The sequence below is a fragment of the Thiocystis minor genome (assembly GCF_016653465.1).
GTDB classification, from domain to species: domain Bacteria; phylum Pseudomonadota; class Gammaproteobacteria; order Chromatiales; family Chromatiaceae; genus Chromatium; species Chromatium minus.
Genome location: NZ_NHSQ01000142.1, coordinates 45,056 through 68,087, shown reverse-complemented (window position 1 = coordinate 68,087; position 23,032 = coordinate 45,056). Strand labels below are relative to the sequence as shown.

At 64.1% G+C, this 23,032-nt stretch carries 21 protein-coding genes; 5 read left to right on the top strand and 16 right to left on the bottom strand.

The genetic code is table 11. The features are described from left to right. Positions 1–262 precede the first annotated feature (262 nt). Positions 263–562 carry a hypothetical protein gene (locus CCR95_RS19405; RefSeq protein WP_201097553.1) on the bottom strand — a complete coding sequence of 100 codons (300 nt, stop codon included), beginning with the start codon at positions 560–562 and terminating at the stop codon, positions 263–265. A 135-nt stretch (positions 563–697) separates the two neighbouring features. Here CCR95_RS19405 and CCR95_RS19400 point away from each other — a divergent pair, with 135 nt between their 5' ends. Then, the gene (locus CCR95_RS19400; RefSeq protein ID WP_201097551.1) at positions 698–3,535 is read left to right on the top strand and encodes a UvrD-helicase domain-containing protein; all 2,838 of its coding nucleotides are present in this window, start codon (positions 698–700) and stop codon (positions 3,533–3,535) included. Here the strand turns inward: CCR95_RS19400 and CCR95_RS19395 are convergent. The 4 genes from CCR95_RS19395 to CCR95_RS19380 form a co-directional block, all read right to left on the bottom strand. Further along, a complete protein-coding gene (locus CCR95_RS19395) occupies positions 3,490–4,296 on the bottom strand; it encodes a VOC family protein (RefSeq protein ID WP_201097549.1) in 807 nt (268 codons plus the stop codon). The two genes, CCR95_RS19400 and CCR95_RS19395, sit on opposite strands and share 46 nt — an antisense overlap. A 10-nt stretch (positions 4,297–4,306) precedes the next feature. After that, entirely contained in the window at positions 4,307–4,921 is a 615-nt protein-coding gene (locus CCR95_RS19390; protein ID WP_201097547.1) for a hypothetical protein, read from the bottom strand. A 59-nt stretch (positions 4,922–4,980) separates the two neighbouring features. Beyond that, positions 4,981–6,285 carry a hypothetical protein gene (locus tag CCR95_RS19385; RefSeq protein WP_201097545.1) on the bottom strand — a complete coding sequence of 435 codons (1,305 nt, stop codon included), beginning with the start codon at positions 6,283–6,285 and terminating at the stop codon, positions 4,981–4,983. A 134-nt stretch (positions 6,286–6,419) separates the two neighbouring features. Next, positions 6,420–6,845 (bottom strand): FxsA family protein, encoded by a 426-nt coding sequence (locus CCR95_RS19380; RefSeq protein WP_420825674.1) that lies wholly within the window; start codon positions 6,843–6,845, stop codon positions 6,420–6,422. 123 nt (positions 6,846–6,968) lie between these two features. Here CCR95_RS19380 and cutA point away from each other — a divergent pair, with 123 nt between their 5' ends. The 3 genes from cutA to CCR95_RS19365 are packed head-to-tail and all read left to right on the top strand — an operon-like array spanning position 6,969 to position 10,248. Beyond that, positions 6,969–7,298, top strand: coding sequence for a divalent-cation tolerance protein CutA (cutA, locus tag CCR95_RS19375; protein WP_201097541.1), 330 nt, complete (start codon positions 6,969–6,971; stop codon positions 7,296–7,298). Next, a complete protein-coding gene (gene dsbD / locus CCR95_RS19370) occupies positions 7,277–9,670 on the top strand; it encodes a protein-disulfide reductase DsbD (RefSeq protein WP_201097539.1) in 2,394 nt (797 codons plus the stop codon). Before cutA ends, dsbD begins: the two co-directional genes overlap by 22 nt. Beyond that, positions 9,667–10,248 (top strand): TlpA family protein disulfide reductase, encoded by a 582-nt coding sequence (locus CCR95_RS19365; RefSeq protein WP_201097537.1) that lies wholly within the window; start codon positions 9,667–9,669, stop codon positions 10,246–10,248. The genes dsbD and CCR95_RS19365 overlap by 4 nt, the downstream gene beginning before the upstream one ends. Before the next feature lie 102 nt (positions 10,249–10,350). Here the strand turns inward: CCR95_RS19365 and CCR95_RS19360 are convergent, their stop codons facing one another. From CCR95_RS19360 to CCR95_RS19310, 11 genes are all read right to left on the bottom strand, one after another. Then, complete coding sequence (locus tag CCR95_RS19360; RefSeq protein WP_201097535.1) at positions 10,351–10,653, bottom strand: TusE/DsrC/DsvC family sulfur relay protein; 303 nt, start codon at positions 10,651–10,653, stop codon at positions 10,351–10,353. 92 nt (positions 10,654–10,745) lie between these two features. Further along, positions 10,746–11,516 (bottom strand): DUF3050 domain-containing protein, encoded by a 771-nt coding sequence (locus tag CCR95_RS19355; protein WP_201097533.1) that lies wholly within the window; start codon positions 11,514–11,516, stop codon positions 10,746–10,748. 79 nt (positions 11,517–11,595) lie between these two features. Further along, a complete protein-coding gene (locus tag CCR95_RS19350; RefSeq protein ID WP_201097531.1) occupies positions 11,596–12,573 on the bottom strand; it encodes an energy transducer TonB in 978 nt (325 codons plus the stop codon). Next, positions 12,570–12,944 carry a biopolymer transporter ExbD gene (locus CCR95_RS19345; RefSeq protein ID WP_201097529.1) on the bottom strand — a complete coding sequence of 125 codons (375 nt, stop codon included), beginning with the start codon at positions 12,942–12,944 and terminating at the stop codon, positions 12,570–12,572. Before CCR95_RS19345 ends, CCR95_RS19350 begins: the two co-directional genes overlap by 4 nt. Continuing rightward, the gene (gene exbB, locus CCR95_RS19340; RefSeq protein ID WP_201097527.1) at positions 12,941–13,366 is read right to left on the bottom strand and encodes a TonB-system energizer ExbB; all 426 of its coding nucleotides are present in this window, start codon (positions 13,364–13,366) and stop codon (positions 12,941–12,943) included. The genes CCR95_RS19345 and exbB overlap by 4 nt, the downstream gene beginning before the upstream one ends. Before the next feature lie 101 nt (positions 13,367–13,467). Continuing rightward, positions 13,468–14,931 carry a protein adenylyltransferase SelO gene (locus CCR95_RS19335; protein WP_201097525.1) on the bottom strand — a complete coding sequence of 488 codons (1,464 nt, stop codon included), beginning with the start codon at positions 14,929–14,931 and terminating at the stop codon, positions 13,468–13,470. A gap of 263 nt (positions 14,932–15,194) precedes the next feature. Beyond that, positions 15,195–18,659, bottom strand: coding sequence for a class I SAM-dependent DNA methyltransferase (locus tag CCR95_RS19330; protein ID WP_201097524.1), 3,465 nt, complete (start codon positions 18,657–18,659; stop codon positions 15,195–15,197). Between the two features lie 348 nt (positions 18,660–19,007). Next, positions 19,008–19,481, bottom strand: coding sequence for a hypothetical protein (locus tag CCR95_RS19325; protein ID WP_201097522.1), 474 nt, complete (start codon positions 19,479–19,481; stop codon positions 19,008–19,010). Continuing rightward, entirely contained in the window at positions 19,438–19,782 is a 345-nt protein-coding gene (locus CCR95_RS19320) for a hypothetical protein (protein WP_201097520.1), read from the bottom strand. Before CCR95_RS19320 ends, CCR95_RS19325 begins: the two co-directional genes overlap by 44 nt. A 21-nt stretch (positions 19,783–19,803) precedes the next feature. Beyond that, positions 19,804–22,152, bottom strand: a complete 2,349-nt coding sequence (feoB, locus tag CCR95_RS19315) for a Fe(2+) transporter permease subunit FeoB (protein ID WP_201097518.1) — start codon at positions 22,150–22,152, stop codon at positions 19,804–19,806. A 7-nt stretch (positions 22,153–22,159) separates the two neighbouring features. Beyond that, positions 22,160–22,489 carry a FeoA family protein gene (locus CCR95_RS19310; protein WP_201097516.1) on the bottom strand — a complete coding sequence of 110 codons (330 nt, stop codon included), beginning with the start codon at positions 22,487–22,489 and terminating at the stop codon, positions 22,160–22,162. Positions 22,490–22,648: 159 nt separating this feature from the next. Here CCR95_RS19310 and CCR95_RS19305 point away from each other — a divergent pair, with 159 nt between their 5' ends. Beyond that, the gene (locus tag CCR95_RS19305; RefSeq protein ID WP_201097514.1) at positions 22,649–23,032 is read left to right on the top strand and encodes a DUF6394 family protein; all 384 of its coding nucleotides are present in this window, start codon (positions 22,649–22,651) and stop codon (positions 23,030–23,032) included.

Below are 23,032 nucleotides of genomic sequence, written 5' to 3'. Positions count from 1 at the left end.
AGCATGAACCTGTTCGAACAGGAGGGGTCGGCGATCAGCTTGGCCAAGAAGCGCCGCAAGGCCGCGTGGAACGATGACTATCGCGCCAAGGTGGTGTTCGGCTGAGGATTTAAGCGCGCTCGCCCTGCTTGGCGGCCCCCAAACCGCGAGCGAGACAGGAACCTGTGATAGAGTTCCCGCGCAATTCCCGATGGAGAAACCAACGATGTCACTCTCGCTCACAGCTAACGTTCGGCCCTTCGCGTTTTTGCTCGCGACGGTCTTATTCCTCGCCTTGACCGGTTGCCAACCGCCTTTTGTCAAACAAGAGGCGAGCCAGCCCACGGGCAATCGGGATCCGGCCTGCGTCGCCCGCTGCGACCTGGCGCAAAGCCAGTGCGAACAGCGTCAACGTTTGCGCGAAACGCAATGCCAACAGGACTTTCAGCAAATTAGCGCCGATCATCTCGCCTGTGTTGCCACCAGGGGTCGCCCCTGCCAGCAACCCGTCATCTGCCTGGGCGTAGATCTGCGCATTTGCAAGACCCAGCACGAGGAATGCCTCCTGGCCTGTGGACTGCATCTCCCATCGCCGGTCGGTCCCGCGCCACGGACCGACGGACCGCTGCCCACGCCGGTCCCCGACCCCGCCGCTAAACCGGCCCAGGCCGCGGTGTCCAGCAACCCTGATCGCGTCTAACCGCCACGTCGTCTCGGCATGAAGATCATCGTCTACCAGGGGCTCGACACCCGCGCCATCCCCGGCTACGACAAGCTGGTCGGCTATCTTGCCGCCGATGACTTTCGCTCCGCCGAGGTCAAGAAGATCGGCGAGAACCTCTACCGGGCGCGGCTCGACCGCAGCAACCGCCTGCTGTTCTCGCTCTATCGTCACGGCGACGAACACTATGCGCTGCTGCTGGAGTTCGTTCACCAGCATGCCTACGAGAAATCGCGGTTCCTGGCGCGCGGGGCCGCCATCGACGAGGACAAGATCCCCAACGTCACTGCGGAAGCGGCGGATCAGGCCCCGCAACTGCCCTACCTGAACCCCCAGGCGCACCGCTTTCATCTGCTCGACAAGGTACTCTCGTTCGACGACGACCAGGAGGAAATCTATCGTCAGTCGCCCCCCTTGATCGTGATCGGCTCGGCCGGCAGCGGCAAGACAGCGCTGACCCTCGAGAAGATGAAGGAGGCCGTGGGCGATATCCTCTATGTCACCCGCTCGCCCTATCTGGTCCAGAACGCCCGCGAACTTTATTACAGTCACGGCTACGACAACCCGGATCAGAACCTCGATTTCCTGTCCTTTCGCGAGTATCTGGAAAGCATCCAGGTGCCGGCGGGCCGCGAGATCACGCCCGCCGCCTTCGACGCCTGGGCCGGACGCCAGAAGCTCCACCGCGAACTGAAAGACACCCACCGGCTGTTCGAGGAATTCCAGGGCGCCATCACCGGCGCCGACGAACAGTGCGCCGCTCTCAGCCGCGCCGACTATGTGGCGCTCGGCGTGCGCCAGTCCATCTACGGCCCCGAGCTGCGCGAGGCGGTCTACGATCAGTTCGAGCGCTACCGGCAGTTTCTCGACGACCAGGGCTGGTTCGATGCCAACCTCGTCAGTCACGCCTGGCTGGACAAGGTCACGCCCCGCTACGATTTCGTCGTGGTCGACGAGGTCCAGGATCTGACCAACGTTCAGTTGCTGCTGATCCTGCGCGCGCTGCGCGACCCGCGCGCCTTCCTGCTGTGCGGCGACTCCAACCAGATCGTCCATCCCAATTTTTTCTCCTGGTCCAAGGTCAAGACGCTGTTCTGGCGCGAGCAGACCGAGGGCGCCCCGGCGGACCTGATCCGCATCCTCAACGCCAATTTCCGCAACTCGCCGCAGGTCACCGAGATCGCCAATCGGCTACTGCACATCAAGCACGCGCGCTTCGGTTCGGTCGACAAGGAGAGCAATTATCTGGTGCGCAGTTGCGGCCCGACCCTGGGCCAGATCGGACTCTTGCAGGACAGCGAGGCGATCAAGCGTGACCTGGACCGGCGCACCGCCGAGTCGGCGCGTTTCGCCATCCTGGTGCTGCACCCGGAGCAGAAGGCCGAGGTGCGGCGTTTCTTTCGGACCCCGTTGGTCTTCTCGATCCACGAGGCCAAGGGGCTGGAATATGAAAACGTCCTGCTCTACGGCTTCATCTCGGGCGAGGAAAAACGCTATCGCGATATCGCCGGCGATTTGACCGAGGCCGATCTGCAGGGCGAGCTGCGCTTCGCGCGCGGTCGCGACAAGGGCGACAAGTCGCTCGAAATCTACAAGTTCTATATCAACGCGCTCTATGTCGCGGTCACCCGCGCGGTGAAAAATCTCTATCTGATCGAGCCCCGTCCGCAACAGCCCATCCTGACCCTGCTCGGACTGACCGAGGCGCACGCGGGGGTGGACGCGGTCGAGGAACAGCGCTCCAGCCTCGACGACTGGCGCCGCGAGGCGCACCGGCTGGAGCTTCAGGGCAAAGCCGAGCAGGCCGCCGAGATCCGCGAGCAGATCCTCAAGCAGAAAACGGTGCCCTGGACCGTGCTGCGTGGCCCGGCGCTCGCCGAGCTAGAAGACAAGGCGCTGGTCAAGGGCGAGAAAAAGGCCGGCATCGCGCTCATGGAATATGCCCTGGTCTACCGCGACCAGCGCTGGCTGAACGCGCTCATCAAGGCCGATTTCAAGGCCGCCAAGCACCCCGACAAGTCGCACGCGCTGCTCGAAAAACAGCACTATCTGGCCTATGGACTCAAGAACCACGCGGGGGTGCTGCGCGAGGTCGACAAATACGGCGTGGATTTCCGCAACGTCTTCGATCAGACCCCGTTGATGATCGCCAGCCGGCTCGGTAACGCCGAGCTGACCGAGGCGCTGCTCGATCTGGGCGCCGACACCGGACTGGTCGACGGCAACGGACTCAACGCCTTCCAGATCAGCCTGGAGCGCGCCTGCGCCGACGCGCGCTATGCCCGAACCAAACTGCCGGCGGTTTTCGAGCGCATCGCCCCGTCCAGCCTCGACATTCAGGTCGACGGGCGTCTGGTCAAGCTCGACCGCCACCTGATGGAATATCTGATGCTCAGCATCGCGCTGGTGCTTTTCTATCAGCGCCTGGGCCAGAAATGGGCGGATCGTGGCGAGTTACTCACCGCGATCGACTTCGAAGAGACTCTGGGGCATTTTCCCGACTCGCTGGTTCCGGAACGCCGCAAGAAACGCCCCTACATCTCCTCGATTCTGTCCAAGAACGAGGTCAGCCGCGAAGGCCCCTACAATCGCAAGCTGTTCCGGCGGGTGCGCCGCGGCAGTTATCTGATCAATCCGCAACTGGCGCTGCGGGTGGAAGGCGAATGGCGACGGGTTTACGAACTGCTGCAACCCGAGCGACTGGCGCGCGAATTCCTGGAGCCTCGGACCTACGGCAGTTACACCTGGGATCCAAACGATTCCAAAGCGGCAGCCATCGCCAACTTGCGTCAGATGCTGCGCGAGATGACCGCCGAAGGCGCCGCACCGGACTGAATCACGGCAAAAATCGCACCCTGCGGATCGCCCAGAAAGGCAAAACGCCCCACGCCATCGACCTCCATCGGCTCCATCACGAGACTGCCGCCAAGCCGTTTCGTCTCGGCGACGACCCAGTCGCAATCGACGACCCCAAAATAGGTCGACCAGTTCGGCGGCATCGGCCCCCAACGTTTATCCAGTTCCAGCATCCCGCCAACCTCCTGGCCGGCAAGCTCGAAAATGAAATAGTTGGCGTCAGCCAGTTGGCCGCTGGGCCGGGCGGTCCAGCCAAAGAGCCCTTGATAAAAGGCTGCGGCCGCCGCGGTGTCGCGGGTCTGGAGTTCGCACCAACCGCGCGCGCCCACGGTATTGTCGATCTCGGCGCCGGGGTGTTTGCGCGGCTCCCACAGGCCGATTACGGCCTTGGTCGGATCCTGGACGAAGCACAGGCGCCCCGTCTCCATCACGTCCACGACCGGCATGACCACCCGACCGCCAAGCTGTTCCGCCCGCTCGGCGCTGGCCTGCGCGTCGTTCACGGCCACATAGGCGGCCCAATAGGGAAAGGCGCCCTGCTCCGGCGCCATCTCGTAGAGCGCGCAGGCGAGCTTGCCGCCGCTGAACAGATGCGTGTAAGGGATCTCGTAGTCGGTCGGGACATCCCGCGCGGTCCAGCCAAAAATGGCGCTGTAAAACGCCTTGGCCGACTCCGGCGCGTTGGTCGCCAGGTCGACCCAGCAGAAGGTTCCGGGTGGGTAGGTCATCATCTCGCCCATGGTATCGTCCTCATTGGTCCTGGAGATCGTCGTGATTCTTCGGGCGGCGACGCGGCAGAATGTGCGTCGCCGGTTCGACCTCGAGCGCCCGGTAGGCGCGCTCCTCGGCGGCCAACCGCTTGGCATTGATCATCTTTTCCTGACGCACCCGAACCGTGTAGCCCAGCGCGGCCCCGCCGGCGGCGGTGAGCGTAATCAGGCCCAGGGTCATGAATTGAGCGACCATCATGGCCACGCCCAGACCGACCGTCCCTCCGACCACCACCCCGGTCTTCAGACTCATGCCCGCCGAGGCGCGGTTGCGCGCCTTGGCCGCGAGGCGTTCGTTGGAACGCCCGTCCTTGGCCCGCTGCTGCTCGGCCTTGACGCGGATCTTTTCGCGCTCCTTGGAAAAACGCTCGCTGAGACGCGAGACCGCGCGATGCCGATCCGCGTAGACGATGGTGTTGAACCAGAACGCCACCAGCACCCCGATCGCCCCGCCGAGAAGGGCGAACAGCGGCCAGGTGACCGACCAATCGGTCTTGAGCGCGGTATAGGCCAGGAGCAGGGTGACGCCCTGCAGGAGCAGGATGCCGATCAGAAACCGGATAAAACTGCCGAGACTGTCGGGAATGATGTTCATGAATGGCTCGGATCGCCTCCTTCTGGCGCTCGATTGCCGGACCGGAACGGCCAGGATGCTTAAGTGAGGGACGGCGCGCGCGTCACCCGGTCTCCCGCGGGCTCGCCAGCGAAACGCCCGATCATAAAGACCCAGGCGCTTTGGATTTTTGTCTTGAGATCCGACGTGATGACCGGACTCATTGGAATCCCGAGCAAGCGATCGCGGATCAGGAGCAGACTCTCGACCCGCCCGCTCGCTTCGGGCGGAATGGGACGATCATAGGCATCGACGATGCCATAGATGTATTCGACTCCAATCGTGGACAGGTCCGCCACCAGCCTGGGCGCCTCTTGATCGGTTGGCGTAAAGCGCGGCTCAAGGGTCGAAATCAGGAAGGGTCCGGCCCCTGTGTCCAGCGTCGCCGCCAAACGGGCTTGGCCCTCGCGACGCAGGGACTGTCCAAGATGGCGGCGCATATGATCCGACAGATCGACGGCGACCTGCTCGCTCAGGGGACGGCCGATCTTTTCGGCATTGATCGGAACCAGCAAGGCGGGGGTTTCGGCGCTCGGTCCGGCGGGGTCTTCATCCGTCGTGGAGACATAGGTCTCGATCACCCGAAAGAGTTCGCGATAGCGCACGGCGGCGCTCTCCGAAGGGTTGATGAAACCCTGTCCGAGCAGGACAAAGGTATACAGCCCATAACCGGGGATGGCATCCTCGTAGAGTCGATTCAGCGCCATCGCGCTATCGAGCCGGGAGAAGTCGCCGGTGGACGGGAAATAGAGCATCCCGTAGGAGAGGCGTTCTTCGCGGGGCGCGTCGGACTCCGACTCCGTCATGCTGGAATGACGGGTAAGCCCGGCCCTTGCCGCGGACTGGATTTTGCGCGCGGCGCCGGGTCCATGGATGGCGCGGGCGCGAGCGACAATCGGATCGACGCTGGCCGCCCCGCCACGCGCTACCATTTCAGTCAGGATATCGGTCAGCGTCCCGCAATTGCCAAGCAGCATCGCCTCGGTTCCGGCGGCTGGATCAACCCCCGAAAAATAGAGATCGGCGACCAGGGATCGCAAAAAATAGCGATTGCCAACCGTGCGTGACCTGCCGCAGACGTCCGCCACTTCCTGACGGAGACGGAGCGGATCTTGACTATAAAGCGTAGAGACCGCGCCAGGCTCGCTCGGCAACTCCGCCACTTGAGCGGACCGATCGCCGTCGTTCAACACCCGAGGGGCCTGCGGCAGGGGCATTGGGGAGCGCCTCGCCACGCCTTCTCGCGTCTCGCTCGCCGCCGCGTTCTCGGTGGCGACCGGTTGCAAGGCGCCACAGCCAGCCAGCAATAGAAACAGGCCTGGCAACAGCCATCGAGAAACCGCCATCGCAAGCGCAACCGGCCGCGCATGCCATGGCCTTGCAACGAAAATGGACGCGAATGGTCGATGCGAGCGATTCACTGTTCGAGGGTCTCAAACGACAATCTCAGATGATAAGCATCATAGCGGATCGCGCGCACCTAATCATCGCGTCGATAATCCCCCTCGATAATTCGCGGACGCTCGCTCCGATCTCCAGGCGGCTGGCGAGACACCGGAATCAGGTCGATATAACGGCCGATCATCCATCCCCGCAGCGGCGGGATCAAGAGTAGAAACCCGATACTGTCGGTGAGAAACCCAGGCAGCAGCAGGAAGAAACCGGCCATCAGCAAGAGTGCGCCGTCCATCATTGCGAGCGCGGGCGCCTCGCCCCGGTCCAGCATCTCGCGCACGCGCAGAAGCACGCCGAAACCCTGATGGCGCACCAGCAGGGTGCCGATGACGGCGGTCAGAATCGCGAGCCCGATGGTGGGCAGCGCGCCGATTTCGGAGCCGACCTGGATCAGAAAATAGATCTCGATCAGCGGCAGTCCAATCAGAATGATGAGAAAAAATAGCACGATGGCGTTCTCCAGAAAGGTAAACCGCGACCGGCGCGACCGGCATTGAGGCGAGCGAATCCGCGCCGATCTACTAAAGCATACAGACTATGCCAAACCAGAACCATTCACGGAATAAACCCACAGATGAATGCGCATCACCGCCTGTTATTCTGCGCCTGTCCCGATCGGGAGACGGCGCTCGGACTCGCCGAGCGACTGGTCGAGGAGCGGCTTGCTGCCTGCGTCAGCCTGCTCCCCGGCATCACGTCCGTTTACCGCTGGCAGGGCGAGCTGCAACGCGAGTCCGAGGTTCTACTGCTGATCAAAACCGTCCGGGAGCGCGTCGAGCCACTCATCGAGCGGCTGCGTCAGTTGCATCCCTATGAGGTACCGGAGATGATCGCAGTCCCGATCACCGAAGGATTAGACGACTACTTGAGCTGGGTAACCACATGCACCGACAAGCAAGACTGACTTCCGAGACTGAACCCCCGGCATCCCAAGGCATCGCTCCGCCACGGCGTCTCGCCCCTCTCGTTCAGCGTCTGTACCTCTTCGTCCTGCTGGCGATCGGCGCCGGATTTCCCGTCCTGGCGCAGGACGACTTTCTGCTGCCGGACCAGGCCTTCCGCGTCTCCGGTCGGGCGGATGGCCCGGATACCGTTCGCGTACGCTGGGAGATCGCCGACGGCTATTACCTCTATGCAAGCAAGTTCCGTTTTCAATCGAATACGCTCGGGATCTCCACCGGCAACCCGACCCTGCCCGAATCGGAACTCAAGCAGGACGAGTTCTTTGGCGAGGTGTCCATCTATCGCACCCAGGCCGAGATCCGTCTGCCGGTCGTCCGCGATCCTGGATCGGAAGACATCCTGACCCTGGAGGTCACGTCCCAGGGCTGCGCGGATGCGGGACTCTGCTATCCGCCGCATCGCCAGACGCTGCTGCTGGATCTGCCCGAACGCAGCGCCTCGCTCCCCTCCGCCAGCCCCCGCGCCCTCCCGCGATCCGCGGACATGCCGGCCAACCTCAACCTCGGACAATCGCTGGCTTTCGAGACGGAGGACGAGATCCTCGCCGCCGAGGATGCCTTTCGCTTCCTCGCCGAGGTGACCGCTCCCGACCAGATCCAGTTGACCTGGGACATCGCGCCCGGAACCTATCTCTATCGGCATCTGGTCGAGGTCACACTGGAGGACGGCGGCGAAACCGCCATCGGCGATTTTGAGCGACCGGCGGGCGACATCAAGAAGGATTCTATCCTGCCGGACGGCAGTCTCGGCGATATCGCGGTCTATCACGACCGGATCGACCTCGCCGTCCCCCTGCTGCGCGGCTCCGCCGCTCCGACCGAGATCACGCTGGTCGCCAAATACCAGGGCTGCGCCGACATCGGTATCTGCTACCCGCCGCAAACTCAGCGGATCACGCTCAACCTGCCGGAAGCGCTGAACACCGTCGCGCGGTCGACCGGGCTCCAGTCGTTCGAGCCAGTCTCCGCGCCCGACCCCGATCCGGCCGCCGAGCCGGTGTCCGAACAGGATCGAATCGCCTCGGTCCTCGCGGGCGGCAATCTCTGGGCCATCGTCGCGGTCTTCTTCGGGTTCGGTCTGTTGCTGGCCTTCACGCCCTGCGTTTTCCCGATGATCCCGATCCTGTCCGGCATCATCGCCGGCCACGCCGCGACCTCGCCCGGCACGCCCATGACCACCCGCAAGGCGTTCACGCTCTCGCTCGTCTATGTCCTGGCGATGGCGCTCACCTATACCGTCGTCGGCGTGCTGGCCGGGCTCTTCGGCGCCAATCTTCAGGCGGCTTTTCAGAATCCCTGGATTCTGACCGCCTTCGCGCTGATCTTCGTGCTCCTGGCGCTCTCCATGTTCGGTTTCTATGACCTGCAACTGCCGTCGAGCCTGCAATCCAGACTCGCCACCATCAGCAACCGCCAGCAGGGCGGCACCCTGCTCGGCGTCGCCATCATGGGCCTGCTGTCGGCCCTGATCGTCGGACCCTGCGTCGCGCCCCCGCTGTTCGGCGCGCTCATCTATATCAGTCAGACCGGCGATGCCGTCCTCGGCGGCATCGCCCTGTTCGCGCTCAGCATGGGCATGGGCGCGCCGCTCATCGCGATCGGTGCCTCGGCCGGCAAGCTGCTGCCCCGCGCCGGGGCCTGGATGGAGGCCGTCAAGGCCGTGTTCGGCGTCGCCCTGCTCGGGGTCGCGATCCTGCTGCTCGAACGCATCCTGCCACCAGCGGTGTCCATGCTGCTCTGGGGTCTGCTCCTGATCTGCTCGGCGGTCTACCTGGGCGCGCTGACCCATCTGCCGCCCGGCGGAAGCGGCTGGAGCAAGCTCTGGAAAGGGTTCGGGGTCTTTCTGCTCGTCTATGGCGCACTGATGCTGCTGGGCGCCGCCGCCGGGGGCAAGGACACGCTCCAGCCGTTGCGGGGCCTGACCCCGCCCGGCGGCGGGATTGCCCATGCGACCTTCCAGCGCGTCAAGACCGGCGCGGATCTCGACCGGGCGCTAAATGCGGCCAGGGCCGCCGGCAAACCCGTCATGCTCGATTTCTATGCCGACTGGTGCGTCTCCTGCAAGGAGATGGAACGCGATACCTTCAGTGATCCGGCGGTGATCGCGGAAATGGGCCGCTTCGTGCTGCTCCAGTCCGACGTGACCGCGAACGATGCGGAGGATCAGGCGTTGATGCAGGGCCGCTTCGGCATCCCCGGACCGCCGGCCATGCTGTTCTTCGATCCGGCGGGCGAGGAACGCAAGGGCTACCGCCTGGTTGGCTTCACGCCCGCCGAGGCCTTTGCGGCGCACCTGCGCCGGGCCGCGCCATGAAGCCAGTCAAGGTGATGATGGTGACCTTCCTCGCCGGCGGGATCAGCATCGGGGCAGCCATCTTCGGGCAGCGCTGGGTGCTCGAAAGTCCGCTGATCGAGGGGCTTGGCAAGCAGCCTGAAACGGACATCCAGACCCTGCCGGACTTCCGCCTGCCCGACCTGAACGGCCACCTGGTCGCCAGTAACGCCTGGGCCGGTAAGATTCTGGTACTCAACTACTGGGCCAGTTGGTGTCCGCCCTGCGTGCGCGAACTGCCGCTGTTTATTCGCATGCAAAATGCCCTGCATGAATCGGGCGTGCAGTTCGTAGGGATCGCCGTGGACCGTGTCGAGGATGTCAAAGGCTTCGTCGCGGACGATCCCATCAATTATCCGCTGTTGATCGCCGACGCCGATGCCATCGCCCTGGCGAAACGACTCGGGAACCGGGTCGAGGGACTCCCCTTTACCGTCATCTTCGATCGGCGCGGGCGACGAGTGTTCAGTCGGATCGGCGAGGTGACGGCGGACGAACTTGAGGCACAACTCGCGGGGCTCATCGAGACTGACGGGGATCGACGAACGCCCGCGGACTGACACGCGGCGGATCTTGGGAGGGGCGGCAAGGCGTGGGCGGCAAGGCGTCCCCACGCCATTGCCTGTCGAAGCCGTCCGGGCAACCAAGCCCTGTCGGCTGTGTCAGACGCAGCCGGTGGGTTTCGGCAGACCGCCCCATTTGCAGATCAGCTTCATTGGCCCCTTCTTGAAAATATCGTAGAGATCCTTAGTCGAGACCTTCTGCTTTTTCGCGAAGATCCGAATCGGCGGCACCACGCCATCTTCCTCATACATGGCGCGTGCCTCGCGAATGAAGGCCATAACCTGTTCGGTTATCTCGAAGTCGTCGGTTCGCGCCAGTTCGGCGGCGATCTCCTCGCTCCAGTCGTCGCGGTTAAGCAGAAATCCTTCGTTGTCGAGCGGAACGCTGACGGTGGCGGTCATGATGGAATCCTCATTGAACGTTGATCGGGATAATTGATATTTTTGGTCAGTTTTTACAACGTGGAGACGAGGAATCGCGAATCAACCGGGGTTTAACCCGCCCGAATCGCCTCCAGCACGCCGTCCCAGAAGCGGATCCGCGCGCAGAGCGCCTCCTGCGCGGCCGTTTCGGCCTCCGCGATGCGCTCGGGATCCTCGCCGCAGAGGGTTTCGAGCAGCTTGAACGACAGCGGCCCATGAAAGTCCTCGTCCAGATGAATGTGCCGGTTGAGGTAATAATGGAAGGCGGGCGCCTGGGTCTCGCTGATTTGCATGTGTTCGAGGAATTTGCGGAACATCGCCGGGATCAGATTTTCGCGGCCGATCGCCAGGGCGGCGGCGACTTCGTGCGGCTTGTCCTCGCGGATGAAACAGAAGGTCGTCTCGCTAAAATAACGGGCGGGCAAGGGCACGGTCGGCGAGTAGAGCGCCTGGTCGATGCCCTGTTCCTCGACCAGCTTGAGGAAGCGCCAGGGCATCTCGCCGTCCGCGCCGATCTCGCTCATGGCCTGGCAGTAGGACTCGAAATGGCTGGCATAGCCGAGTTGGCCGCCGTCGAGCGGGATGGTGTCCGATTCTTCCTCCAGCACCAGTTGGTTGATGAAATAGCGCAGGCTGGGATCGCCTTTCGGGATCCAGGGCACCTGGACCGGGGCGATGGCGCGTTGCAGATACTTGATCAGCGACATGAAGTCCCAGACCGAGAAGACATGGTGATGCATGAAGATCCGCAGATCCTCGACGCGCGCGATGGCGCCGTAGATCGCATGTCCGTCGAGTTGCTCGCGCAGGGGTCGCAGATGGTCCAGGTTCAGAGATGCCATGGTTTTCGTCCTCGTGATTCAGTCTTTCAGCGAATGCTGAACCAATGATATACCCAACGAAGGTTCAGGGGATTGCGGGTTATTTCAGATCGAAACGGATCGGCACCCGCAGCGGCCAGGATTGGCGACCGAGCGAGGTTGGAATCGGCTTGAAACGACCGAGTCGGCGCAGGGCGTCCAGCGCGGCGCGGTCGAGTGCGGGCTGCCCGGAGCCTTGGGCGAGTTGGACCCGGTCGATGCGTCCATCCGCTCGGATCACGAAGGCGACCGTCGCGATACCGGTTTGCTCACGGCGCCGGGACTCCACCGGATAATTCTGATGGCGCGCGATGGCCTGTCGCAGGGCGGTCAGATAGTCCTGTTCCGACCGATCCCTGGCCGCCGTGGCGCTTTTCCCTCCCGATCCGGACGGTTGCACCGACTTTCCCGCGCCGGCGGCCGCTCCCGAGTCGGAACGCGGATTGCGAGTCGCGCCCGATCGCGTGGCGGCGGCGGTCATCGGCTCTGATTTTTTGGCCATTACTGGCGGTTTCACGGTCGGTTTCGGTTTCGGTTTCGGTTTCGATTTGGCGACCGGTTTAGGCTTGGACTTAACGGAGGCTTGGGGGCGTGACGGAGCCTTCGGCTTTGGTTCGAGCCTGGCTGTTGTTTCGACTGCCTGCACGCCTGACGCAAGAGGATCGCGCGATGCTCGGACAGCAAGGGGCGGAGTTGGCTCAGGCTCCACCCTCTCGTCCGGCGCCAGATCGGGCAGCGGGCGCTCGTCCTGGCTGACGTCCGGTTCCAGCGCTGGCTCGAAAGGTTGTTCCTGGATGGGAGCTGGATCGGATGGCGCAATCCCCGTTTCAGGCGTTTCTCGCGCGGCCGGCGCTGCCATCGGCTCGGCTGGATCGCCCTCTTTGCCGTCGCCAAACAGCGCGAGATCGAGAGTCACGACGCGCTCCGCCAACGCGGTCGATGCAGGCGCATCGACCCGCAGCAGGGCAGTGGCGATGGCCGCATGAATGCAGGCCGAGAACAGCAACCCGAGCCAGACGCAGCGCCGACAGCCCTTCATGATTTACGCGTGAGGATCGTGAGTCGATCGAGTTGGCGCGCCTTGAGCTGATCGACGACGGCAACAAAGCGGTCGAAACGCGTCGCGGCATCGACCCGGAGAATGATCGGGGTGGCGCGGTCCAGGGTCGCGAGTCGGGCGCCCATCGCCTCGATCGGGAGTGGGGCGGCATCGATAAAGAGCCCGCCCTCCGCATCGATAGCGATTTCGACGGCGGTCGGAACCTGCGCCCCGGTCTGGCTCGCGGACTCCGGCAGACGGATCTCCAGGCGCCCCTCGCGAATGAAGGTTGCCGTGGTCAGGACGATCGCGAGCAGCACCAGCATGATGTCGATGAACGGGATCACATTGATCTGATCCATGCGTTTCATGCGCGCCGCTCCTTACGCCAGCGGGCCTTGAGCACGTCCGTGCGCCGTAACAGCGCGTTATAGAAGACCAGCGAGGGGATGGCGACCACCAGCCCCAGCGCGGTGGCTTTGAGCGCCAGGGCCAGTCCGATCATCATGGTGCCGGTCTCGATGACGCCTGCCTGCCCGATGTCATGGAAGGCGAGCAGGATCCCGAGCACGGTTCCGAGCAGGCCCACATAGGGTGCATTGGCGCCAATGGTGGCGATCACGGTCAGATGACGGGTCAACATCAGGTCAAGGTCGTCCGGGTCATCGAAGGCGCGCAGATCCACGCGGGCGAAATAGAGATAGCGTTCGATGACAAACGTCATCATCACAAAGCTCATGAATCCAAGCAGACCCATGACACCGAGATCCAGATTGGTCCTCAAAAATTCCACGTTCGCAACTCCTGGACGGGCAGCCTATTCGTCAAATTGAGTGGCCCGGCATGCCCATCCGGGTAGAAAACCCGGTCAAGGCCATCGCGAGCCACGGGGCTTCAGGTTCCGCAGAAGGTCTGCTGCACGACCTCGTGCGGTGCAGGCGGCCGCGTATAAGATGCCATCTCTGGCCGTTCGTCCCAGGGGCTGGCAAGCACATCCAACAGCGCTTCCAGCGGCTCCAGGTCGCCCTCGACCGCGGCGTCGAGCGCCTCCTCGACGCGGTGATTTCTCGGAATGACCGCCGGGTTGACGTTCCGCATCCGGGCCGCCCGCGCGACCGGGCTGACCTCTTCGCGAGCGAGGCGCGCGCGCCAGCGCCGGAGCCAGACATCCGGGAGAGCGACTGCCCCGGGCCGAGCTCGAACAGGCACGTCCGTTCCCGCGACAGCGTCGCACAAGGCGCGAAAGGTATTGGTGAAGTCGGCGCCAGACTCGGCCATCGCCTGCAACAACGAACCGAGCAGATCCGCATCGTCCTCATGCGTCTCCATGCAGCCCAGTTTGGCCCGAAAGCACTCGCGATAGGCGCGTTCAAAGCGCTGGCCGAACGCATCGATCGCCGCTTGGGCTTCCTCGCGGGCGCTTTCCGCGTCCTCGGCGATCAGCGGCAACAGCGCCTGGGCGAGTTGGGCGAGATTCCACTGGGCAATGCCGGGCTGGTTGCCATAGGCATAGCGCCCCCGATAGTCGATCGAACTGTAGACCGTGGCTGGATGGTACGCGTCCATGAAGGCACAGGGGCCATAGTCGATCGTTTCGCCAACGATCGACATATTATCAGTATTCATCACACCGTGAATGAAGCCGACGCCAAGCCATTTCGCGACGAGATCCGCCTGACGCACGACCACCGCGTCGAGCAGCGCGCGGTATGGCCGCTCCGACTCCCGCGCCTCGGGGTAATGCCGCGCGATGACATAGTCGGCGAGGCACTTGAGCGCCTCGGTGTCCTGGCGCGCGGCGAAATATTCGAAGGTTCCCACCCGCACATGACTACGCGCCACGCGAGTCAGTACCGCCCCCGGCAGCGCGCTCTCGCGGTAGACCGGCTCGCCCGTCGTCACCGCCGCGAGCGAACGCGTCGTCGGGATACCGAATGCCTGCATGGCCTCGCTGACGATGTACTCCCGCAGGACGGGGCCAAGCCACGCCCGCCCATCGCCCGCGCGCGAAAAAGGCGTGCGCCCGGAACCCTTGAGCTGGATATCGAAGCGCTCGCCCGCCGGATCGACAATCTCACCCAGCAGGATCGCCCGACCGTCGCCGAGTTGCGGGACAAAATTCCCGAACTGGTGCCCGGCATAGGCCATGGCCAGCGGCTCAGCGCCCTCCGGGATCCGGTTGCCGGCGAGCACGGACAGACCCTCGGGCGATTGCAGCGCCTGCGGATTGAGCCCGAGCCGGGAGGCCAGCGAGAGGTTGAGCTTGACCATGTCCGGTCGCGCGACGGGAATCGGCGCAAGCCGGGCATAGAAGCGGTCCGGCAACCGTGCGTAGGTGTTATCAAAGGCGAATGTCATCGATGGGTAACCTGTCTGATCCCGCGCCGCGCCCAAGGGTTTCAACTCGAATCTGGTGACGAATGGAACGCAGTCCAAGAATCGCGGCGGAAATGTCGCGTCCGAACTCGCGTGTCTCGATTTCGCCCCCAGACACGGGAGATGTCTCAGCGGCGAATCAGCGCCAATCGGGAGCATGTCGGAAACGCCCGTCGAGACAGGGCATGCCCTGTCTCGACAACGCCATCCGCGCCCCGCCGCGTCAATGTCCCGTTCGCCCCGCTTCAACCCGCCAGCCGGTAATGCTCGCCCCCCGCGCGCTCGACCATGCCCAGTTCCTCCAGCGCGGCCAGGACTTCGACGATCAGGGGCGTGGTTTTGGCGGGGTTCGTGAAGCGGGCGGACAGGGCGTCGAGCGTCAGGGACTGGTCGCCGAGGGTGTGGCGCACGGCGGCGATCTGTTCACGCATGACGGTCGGCCAGGCGAGTTTGCGCGCTTTCGCGGCGGGTCGCGCGGCGGTGTCCGTGGCGGGGGGCAGGTCGACGGCGGTCTGTTCCGGCGCGCTCCGGGCGCTGGGGTTCTGGTAGGCGGGGCGCAGCCAGCGGATGTGGCCGCGCGCCTCCTCGGCGGCGCGCGCGGCGTTGAGTTCGACCAAACGGCGCAGCAGTTCCTCCTCGGCCTCGTTCTGGGCGTCCGGTTTGTCGGGCAGCGGCGTGGTCGCGCCAGGGCGGTCGACCAGCCGCTCGGCCAGAGCGTCCCAGCCGTAAGCGGCAAACACGGCACGATCAAGGTTGTCATGTAACTCGCGCAGCAGCGACACCAGCCCTTGGGCGTGGATGGTCTTGTCCTTCTCGGTCAGCGTCGCGCTGGCGCGCAGTTTCTCCAGCACGTTGTACATCCCGGTCAGGGTCAGCTCGGGATGGGCGGCCTGCTGGCGCTTGCGGTGGGCGTCGAGTTGTTCGGCCAAGTCGCGGATGGTTGCCTGTTGCTCGGGCGTGGGGTCGGGGAAGGGGAAGGTCTCGAAGCAGGTGGTTTTGACATAGACCGGATCGTTGCCGACACCGAGGCGGCTACCCGCTGCAAGCGCCCAGGCGATGTGCAGGCGGCTCGACAGGATGCCGAACACACAGGCGTCGTCAATCGCGATATTGACGAGCTTGTTATCGGGTGCGATAGCCGCGTCGAGAAACTGAAAGGTCCGGTGCTTGGCGGTCTCGACGGTCGCGATGTAGCGGCGCAAACCTTTGGAATACTCTCGCCACTCGGGACGTGGGCGACCATGAAGCCACCAGTTTTCACGAATAGCTTTGTCGCGGTTCTGATCGCGCTCCGGTTTGACCCGCTCCAGTACCCATTGATAGACCGCCGGGAAATGATTGCGCACTTCGTCGGCAGTCAATCCGAACAGATCGATGACCATCACACCACGGGGCGACTGGGCCAGATCTCGGCCATTGCGATAGGCGCGAATATGCCTTTCCAAACCAGTAACCGAGCCAAGACCGATTAGTTGAGCTTCTTGCTGCGAGACGATAAACCCCGCGCCAAAAAGCATAATGCCGCGACTGGTTAATTGAGAGTTGGCTTGTAAACTATCTGCCCCTGTAACGTTTGCGCCAATGCTCAAATCGGCAAACATCCGCCCCTGCCGTTCCTGCAATCTGACCTCGATTTCATCCTGATCGCCGCCAATCTCGTCGCGCACCTGAAGCAAACGCCCTTCCCGCTCGCCCGCCGCTCCCACTGTCATCGCAATTCGCACCTGCGCGCCATCCGCCGCGTCCACCCAGGGATGATCGGGAATAGCAAACACCAGCGACAGCGGATTGTTGGCCGCCAAATGTGGCTCGATCACCCGCCGATTGAAGGTCTGCCGGATCGAGTTGGTGGTGATGAAGCCAAAGCGTCTCACCTCGCCGGCGCGCACCCGCTCGGCGGCGATGTGCCACCAGTGCATGACAAAATCCGCCGACTCCGGCACCTCCGGCCAGGTGCGGCGGACCGCATCGACATAGCCATCGCCGAGCGCGCGGCGCATGGTGGACGCCCCGATAAACGGCGGATTCCCCACGATGTAATCGGCTTGCGGCCACGCGGCCTTGCGCGGATTGAGATAACGCACCTGCGCGACCTGGGCGGTCTCGTCCGGGATCTTCTCGCCCGTGATCGGGCTGGTCCTGTACGTGACGCCATCCCAGCGCGTCACCGGCTGGCCGCCGGCATCCGTGACCGCTTCCACCGCGTCATAGTCAATCAGGGCGTCGCGGCATTCGATGTTGTGGAAATCGCGCAAGACCGGCTCGGGCGGATTGACCTGGCCGTAGGTGCGGAAATGCCATTGCAGATAGCCGATCCAGAGCACCATCTCGGCGATGCGGGCGGCGCGCGGGTTGATCTCCAGGCCGAGAAACTGATGCGGCGCGACGGTCAGCCCTTCCAGATCGAAGGAGGCGGTTTTCATCAGACTGCCGAGCACTTCCAGCACCTCGCCTTCGAGACGCTTCATGTGTTCGAGGGTGACATAGAGAAAGTTGCCGCTCCCGCAGGCGGGGTCGAGCACGCGGATTTGGCATAACTGGTCGCGGAACTGGCGGATCTCGGCCACCGCTTCCTTGATCTTGCGCTGCTGCCGATAGGTCAGCGCGGCGGCCTGGACCTCGGCCCATTCGGCGCGCAGCGGCTCGATGACGGTGGGCAGAACCAGCCGCTCGACATAGGCGCGCGGGGTGTAGTGGGCGCCGAGCTTATGGCGCTCGCGGGGGTTGAGGGCGCGTTCCAGAAGGGTGCCGAAGATGGCCGGTTCGACAAAGCGCCAGTCGGCGCGGGCGGCCTGGAGCAGCAATTCGATCTGCGACGCGGTCAGCGCGATGACGTGGGCGTCGGCGAAGAGTCCGCCGTTGAAGCGCGGAACCTCGGTGTCGAGCGCGGGCGCGAAGCCGCCGGCGTTCATGGTCTGCCACAGGCTGTGCAGTTGGCGGCAAAACGAGTCGGGCTTGGTTTGCAGGCGTTCCAGCAGTTCGGTAAAGCTGCGCTCGGGCAGGAGTCCGACATCCTCGGCGAACATGGTGAAGAGACAGCGCATGAGAAACCCGGCGACCGCGTCGGGTGCCTGGCCGTCCGTTTCGAGCGATTTGGCCAGGGTGGCGAGCCGGTCGGCGATGGCGCGGGTGATCCTGCCGGCGTGGCGGGTGGGGTCGAGGCTGAGCGGATCGAGCCAGAGGGCACGCAACAGCTCGCGGGTCTCGGGTTCGCGCAGTTGTTCCAGGCGAATGGTGTGGCGGCGCGCGTCGGGGAAGGCGACATAGCGCCCGCCCGAACGACTGAACTCGGCGTAGAGCGTGAAGGATTTTCCAACATCGACGACGAGAATGAAGGGCGGACGGCCTTCTTCGGGCGGCAGGTCGCGCGCATAGTTCTCGGCCTGCTGACGCGCTTTGGCAATGGCGGTGTCCCAACCGCCGCTGCCGGTTTGCTTGCCGGTGTCCTTGCCTTCCAGGAGAAAACAGGCGCGCCGGTAACAGTCGACCGCGCGCGGTGTCTGGCCCCCATCGGCCAGGCGTTCGATCAGCTTGCGCTCGAAGACATAGGCGTTATCGCCGACTTGCGCGCCGGACGGGTCGGGCTGGGGCAAATCGAGCAGGGTGCAGAGTTCGGTCACGAACATCTGGAGATTGGCGCGCTCGTTGCCGCCGCGGCTGATGCCGCCTCCCCAACGTGCAATGAAGGCTTCGACGGCTTGCTCGGTCATGTTCGTTCTTCCTGAAACTTGCAAAGCGGGCGATGATCGTCGCGGTCGGTCGATGGCGGCGACGGAGAGAGCGGCGGCGGCATGGTTGAGTCTCGGCGGGCTATACTGATGACATCGATTGACGCGGCACGAGGGCCGAACGATGGAAACGATTTTTGACTACGATCCAACGCCGGAAGAGTTGCGGTCTCTGGCGGGGCCGTTTGGAAAGGAGCGATATCTGGAGAGAGTGACACCAGACGACGCGCTGGCGGGATTGAGTATGTTGTTCGCGATGCGCCGGGATGGCGCGCGCGCGGATGCCTACGCGCGCCGGATCGAGGACGACGATCTGCGCTTTGAGTTCTGTCACAATGATTTGATATCGTCCAGTAAAGCCGTGAATGCGGCATCATCGCGCACCGATAGGGCGTCCAGGGCGGCATGAATCATGGCCTTGCCAATCCCTGACCGCTTGGCAAGCTGTTTCGCCATCAGGTCGGTGGCTGACAAAAGATTTCCTTGCGCATTGATCGCCGCGAAATCACCCGCCACGCCGACTGGATCAAGCCCGCAGCGGCGAACAATTGCCCATAAGCGGCGCACGGTTCTCGAATAGGAATACCCGTTCTCAAGCACCCAAGCCTGATGACTGGCTGTTCCTCCAAGTCGCTCGAGGAAACGCGGATAGGTTAGCCGGGCGACGGCTTGATTCAGCGTTTCCGCAAATCGCCGAGTTGGATGTTGCGGCTCAAGCGTCTTGATGCCTGCGTTACCCGTCTGCCGGTTATGCCAGATTTCATGCCAGAGGGATTCCAGCGCGTATTCCTCTTCGCGCGTCATGCCGCGAGTTCCGCGCACGCCGCCAGACCGCCGAACAGATCGCGTCGCGAGTTGAACCTTGGTGCTCGACCTCGCGAAACCAAAAACCGCCCTTGCCATCGGTCGCCATGTAGAAGTCGTCATCCGGCCCACCCTCGCGCACAAAGGTAACGCCGCGCGGAAGATCGCCGGGTAGACGATGGGCATATTCGCGTAGCAGCACCTCCAGCGTCGACAGATCCTTGGCGGGGAAGCGTCGCGCCAGGCCACAAATCGGCCAAGCGCCAAGGGCGTCGTCGGCGTTGGTCTCGAAGGCCGTCATCAGGCGAGTCTCGACTCAGCGTTAAGAATCGACATCCCGCGCCCAGAGACGCAGCGCGACCAGCACGCCCGCAAACAGCGCCAGTCCGCCGCCGACCCAGAGACTCGACACCAGCGGGGCGCGCTCAAAGATCGCCGCCTGATAGAAGATGGTCGCGGTCAGAAAGGCGACCCCGGTGGTCCAGAAGCCGACGAAGACCGCCCAGGCCGTGCCCGCCTCGCGCACGATGGCCCCGATGGTCGCGACACAGGGAAAATACAGCAGCACGAACAGCAGATAGGCGAAGGCTCCCGCCTGGCCGTCGAAGCGCGCGGCCATGGCGCCGAAGGTACCGCTCTGCACGCCCTGTTGCGCGGCGGCGGTGTCGGCATCGCTCAGATCCCCGACATCGAGCCCGAGCGGATCGAGCAGACGCGCGCCAAGCGCCGATAGATTCTCGCCCACCGAGGCGCCCGCCCGGCCCAGATCGCGCCAGAGATCGAAGGGTTCGGGTTGCGGCGGCGCCTGTCCAGGGAGCAGTCGCGCGGTCGCGTCCTCGGTGGCCAGCCGGCCATAAAGCGAATCCAGCGTGCCGACGATGACCTCCTTGGCCAGCACGCCGGAGAAGACGCCCAGCACTGCCGGCCAGTTGTCCTCGCGGATGCCCATGGGCGCGAACAGCGGGGTGGCGGCACGGCTCGCGGCGGCCAGGATGGAGCGGTCGCTGTCCTGGTTGCCCAGACTCAGGTCGCTGCCGACAGTGTCGAGCACGTTGAGCACCAGCACCATCAGCACGATCACCTTGCCGGCCTCGCGCAGAAAGAGCTTCACCCTGTCCCAGGTGCGCAGCAGCACGCCCTTGACCGTGGGCAGATGATAGGGCGGAAGCTCCATCAGCAGACCCGCGCTCTCGCCTTTCAAAAGGGTATGCTTCATCGCCAGACCGGAGAGCAGGGCCACGGCGATGCCGGTCAGATAGAGCGCGAACACCAGATTCTGACCCGAGTGCGGGAAGAAGGCGGCGGCGAAGAGCGCATAGACCGGCAGGCGCGCGCCGCAGGACATGAAGGGATTCATCAGGATGGTCAGCTTGCGCTCGCGCTCGTTCTCCAGCGTGCGGGTCGCCATCACCGCCGGGACGTTGCAGCCGAAGCCCACGATCAACGGCACGAACGCCTTGCCCGGCAGCCCGATGGAGCGCATGAAGCGGTCCATCACAAAGGCCGCGCGCGCCATGTAGCCGCTGTCCTCCAGGATCGAGAGGACGATGTAGAGACTCGCGATGATCGGGACGAAGGTGCCCACGACCTGAAGACCGCCGCCGATGCCATCGGCCAGCACCAGGATCAGCCAGTCCGGCGCGTTCAGGTTCCCGAGCAGGGTGCCGAAACCATCCACGAACAACGCCTGGCCGGCGAGATCGAAGACATCGATGAAGGCCCCGCCGATGTTCATGGTGAACATAAACATGAGATAGATCATCAGCAGAAACAGCGGGATGCCGAAGCTTCGGCTCAAGACCACATGATCGATGCGGTCGGAGAGCGTGCGCCCGACCCGATGGCTCTGACGCGCCACCCGCTGGCACAGCATGTGGGCGTGACCGAAACGGGTATCGGCGATATGCAGGTCCGCGTCCTCGCCGGTGCGTTCGGCGATCTGATGGCGGCAGTCGGCCGCGCGCGCCAGCGCCTCGGCCCCGACCGCCTGCTCGGCGATCGGATCGGACTCCAGCAGCTTCAGGGCCAGCCAGCGCGCATTGGCCCGGTCGGAGACATCGGTCAGCAAGGGCAGCAGAGCGGTGACCGCCTCCTCGACACAGTCACCGTGCGCCAGCGCCAGACCCGCCGGCTCGCGTCCCTCGGCCACCGCCAGCAGACGCGCCTGCAACTCGGTCAACCCCTCCTTGGTGACCGCCACCACCGGCACCACCGGACATCCGAGCGCGGCGGACAACTGGCCGGCATCGATCCGCGTGCCGCGCTTGCGGGCCACGTCCATCATGTTGAGCGCCACCACGATCGGTACGCCCATCTCCAGCAACTGCACGCTCAGATAGAGATTGCGCTCCAGGTTGCCCGCATCCACGACATTGACAATGAGATCGGCCTCGCGACTGAGCAGATAATCGCGCGTGACCACCTCGTCGAGCGAGTTGGCATCCAGGGAATAGATCCCCGGCAGATCGATCACCCGCACCCGTCGGCCATCCAGTTCCAGCGCGCCTTCCTTGCGCTCCACCGTCACGCCCGGCCAGTTGCCCGTGGTCTGGCGGATGCCAGTGAGCGCATTGAAGAGCGCGGACTTGCCGCAGTTGGGATTGCCGCCCAGCGCCACGGTGAGCGGGCGCGGGGTCACCGACGAATCGGGGCGCTTGGAGACGATGCTCATCGTGTGGTTACTGTCCCGGTTGCGGGTCGATACGGTTCAGATCCGCCGCGCCATCGAGGGGAGCGGACAACGTCGTCGGATCGCCCTCCGGCTTGGTGGCGCCAAGCGCCACCCAGAGCTTGTCGGCGATCCCGGTGCCCACGGCAATCCGCGCCTCGCCGCTCGCCAGCACCAAACCCTGGCTGCGGTGCTGCACAATATGAAGCAGACTGCCCTGCCGCAATCCCAACGCCATCAGACGACGGGTCAGATGACGCCCACCGCGGATCTCGGCCAGACGCGCCGGGGTGTCATGAGGAAGTTCGGAGAGACGGATCAGGTCGGCGGGCTGCGGCATGGCTGAGTACGGGGACGATGGGCGATCGGGCGCCATTGACGAAAGTGGGGAGCATAACCCGAACCGGGCAGAGGATCTGTAGCCAATCGATTGCCTTTTGCCCGCAACCCGCGACAATAGCGCCGAACATCCTTGTCCCATCGCCCGGGAGTCCGCCCCATGAATCCAGAGAAGGTCGTCTTCGGCTTTTTCATCGTGCTTGCCCTGACCCTGAATTTCGGGTTTTTCGTCGGCGAGATCGACAACCCAGACCACCACCATGCCTGGGAGCTGTTCGCCGTCGTAGTGGTCAACCTGATCGCGACCATCCTCAAGTTCGGCGATCGTACCCAGATTGGCGCCGTGCTGATCGCCACCAGCCTGGTCGCCATGCTGCAACTGCTGGCCGCGACCCTGGTCTGGACCATCGCGGTCCATGTCACGGAAGCGGGCATGACTCCCTCGGTCATGGCCAGCATCGTCTCGCTCGCCGGCGGGGCCATGATCGCCAATGTGGTCTCCGTCATCCTGCTGATGATCGAGACCCTGATGCTGCGCCGCTGA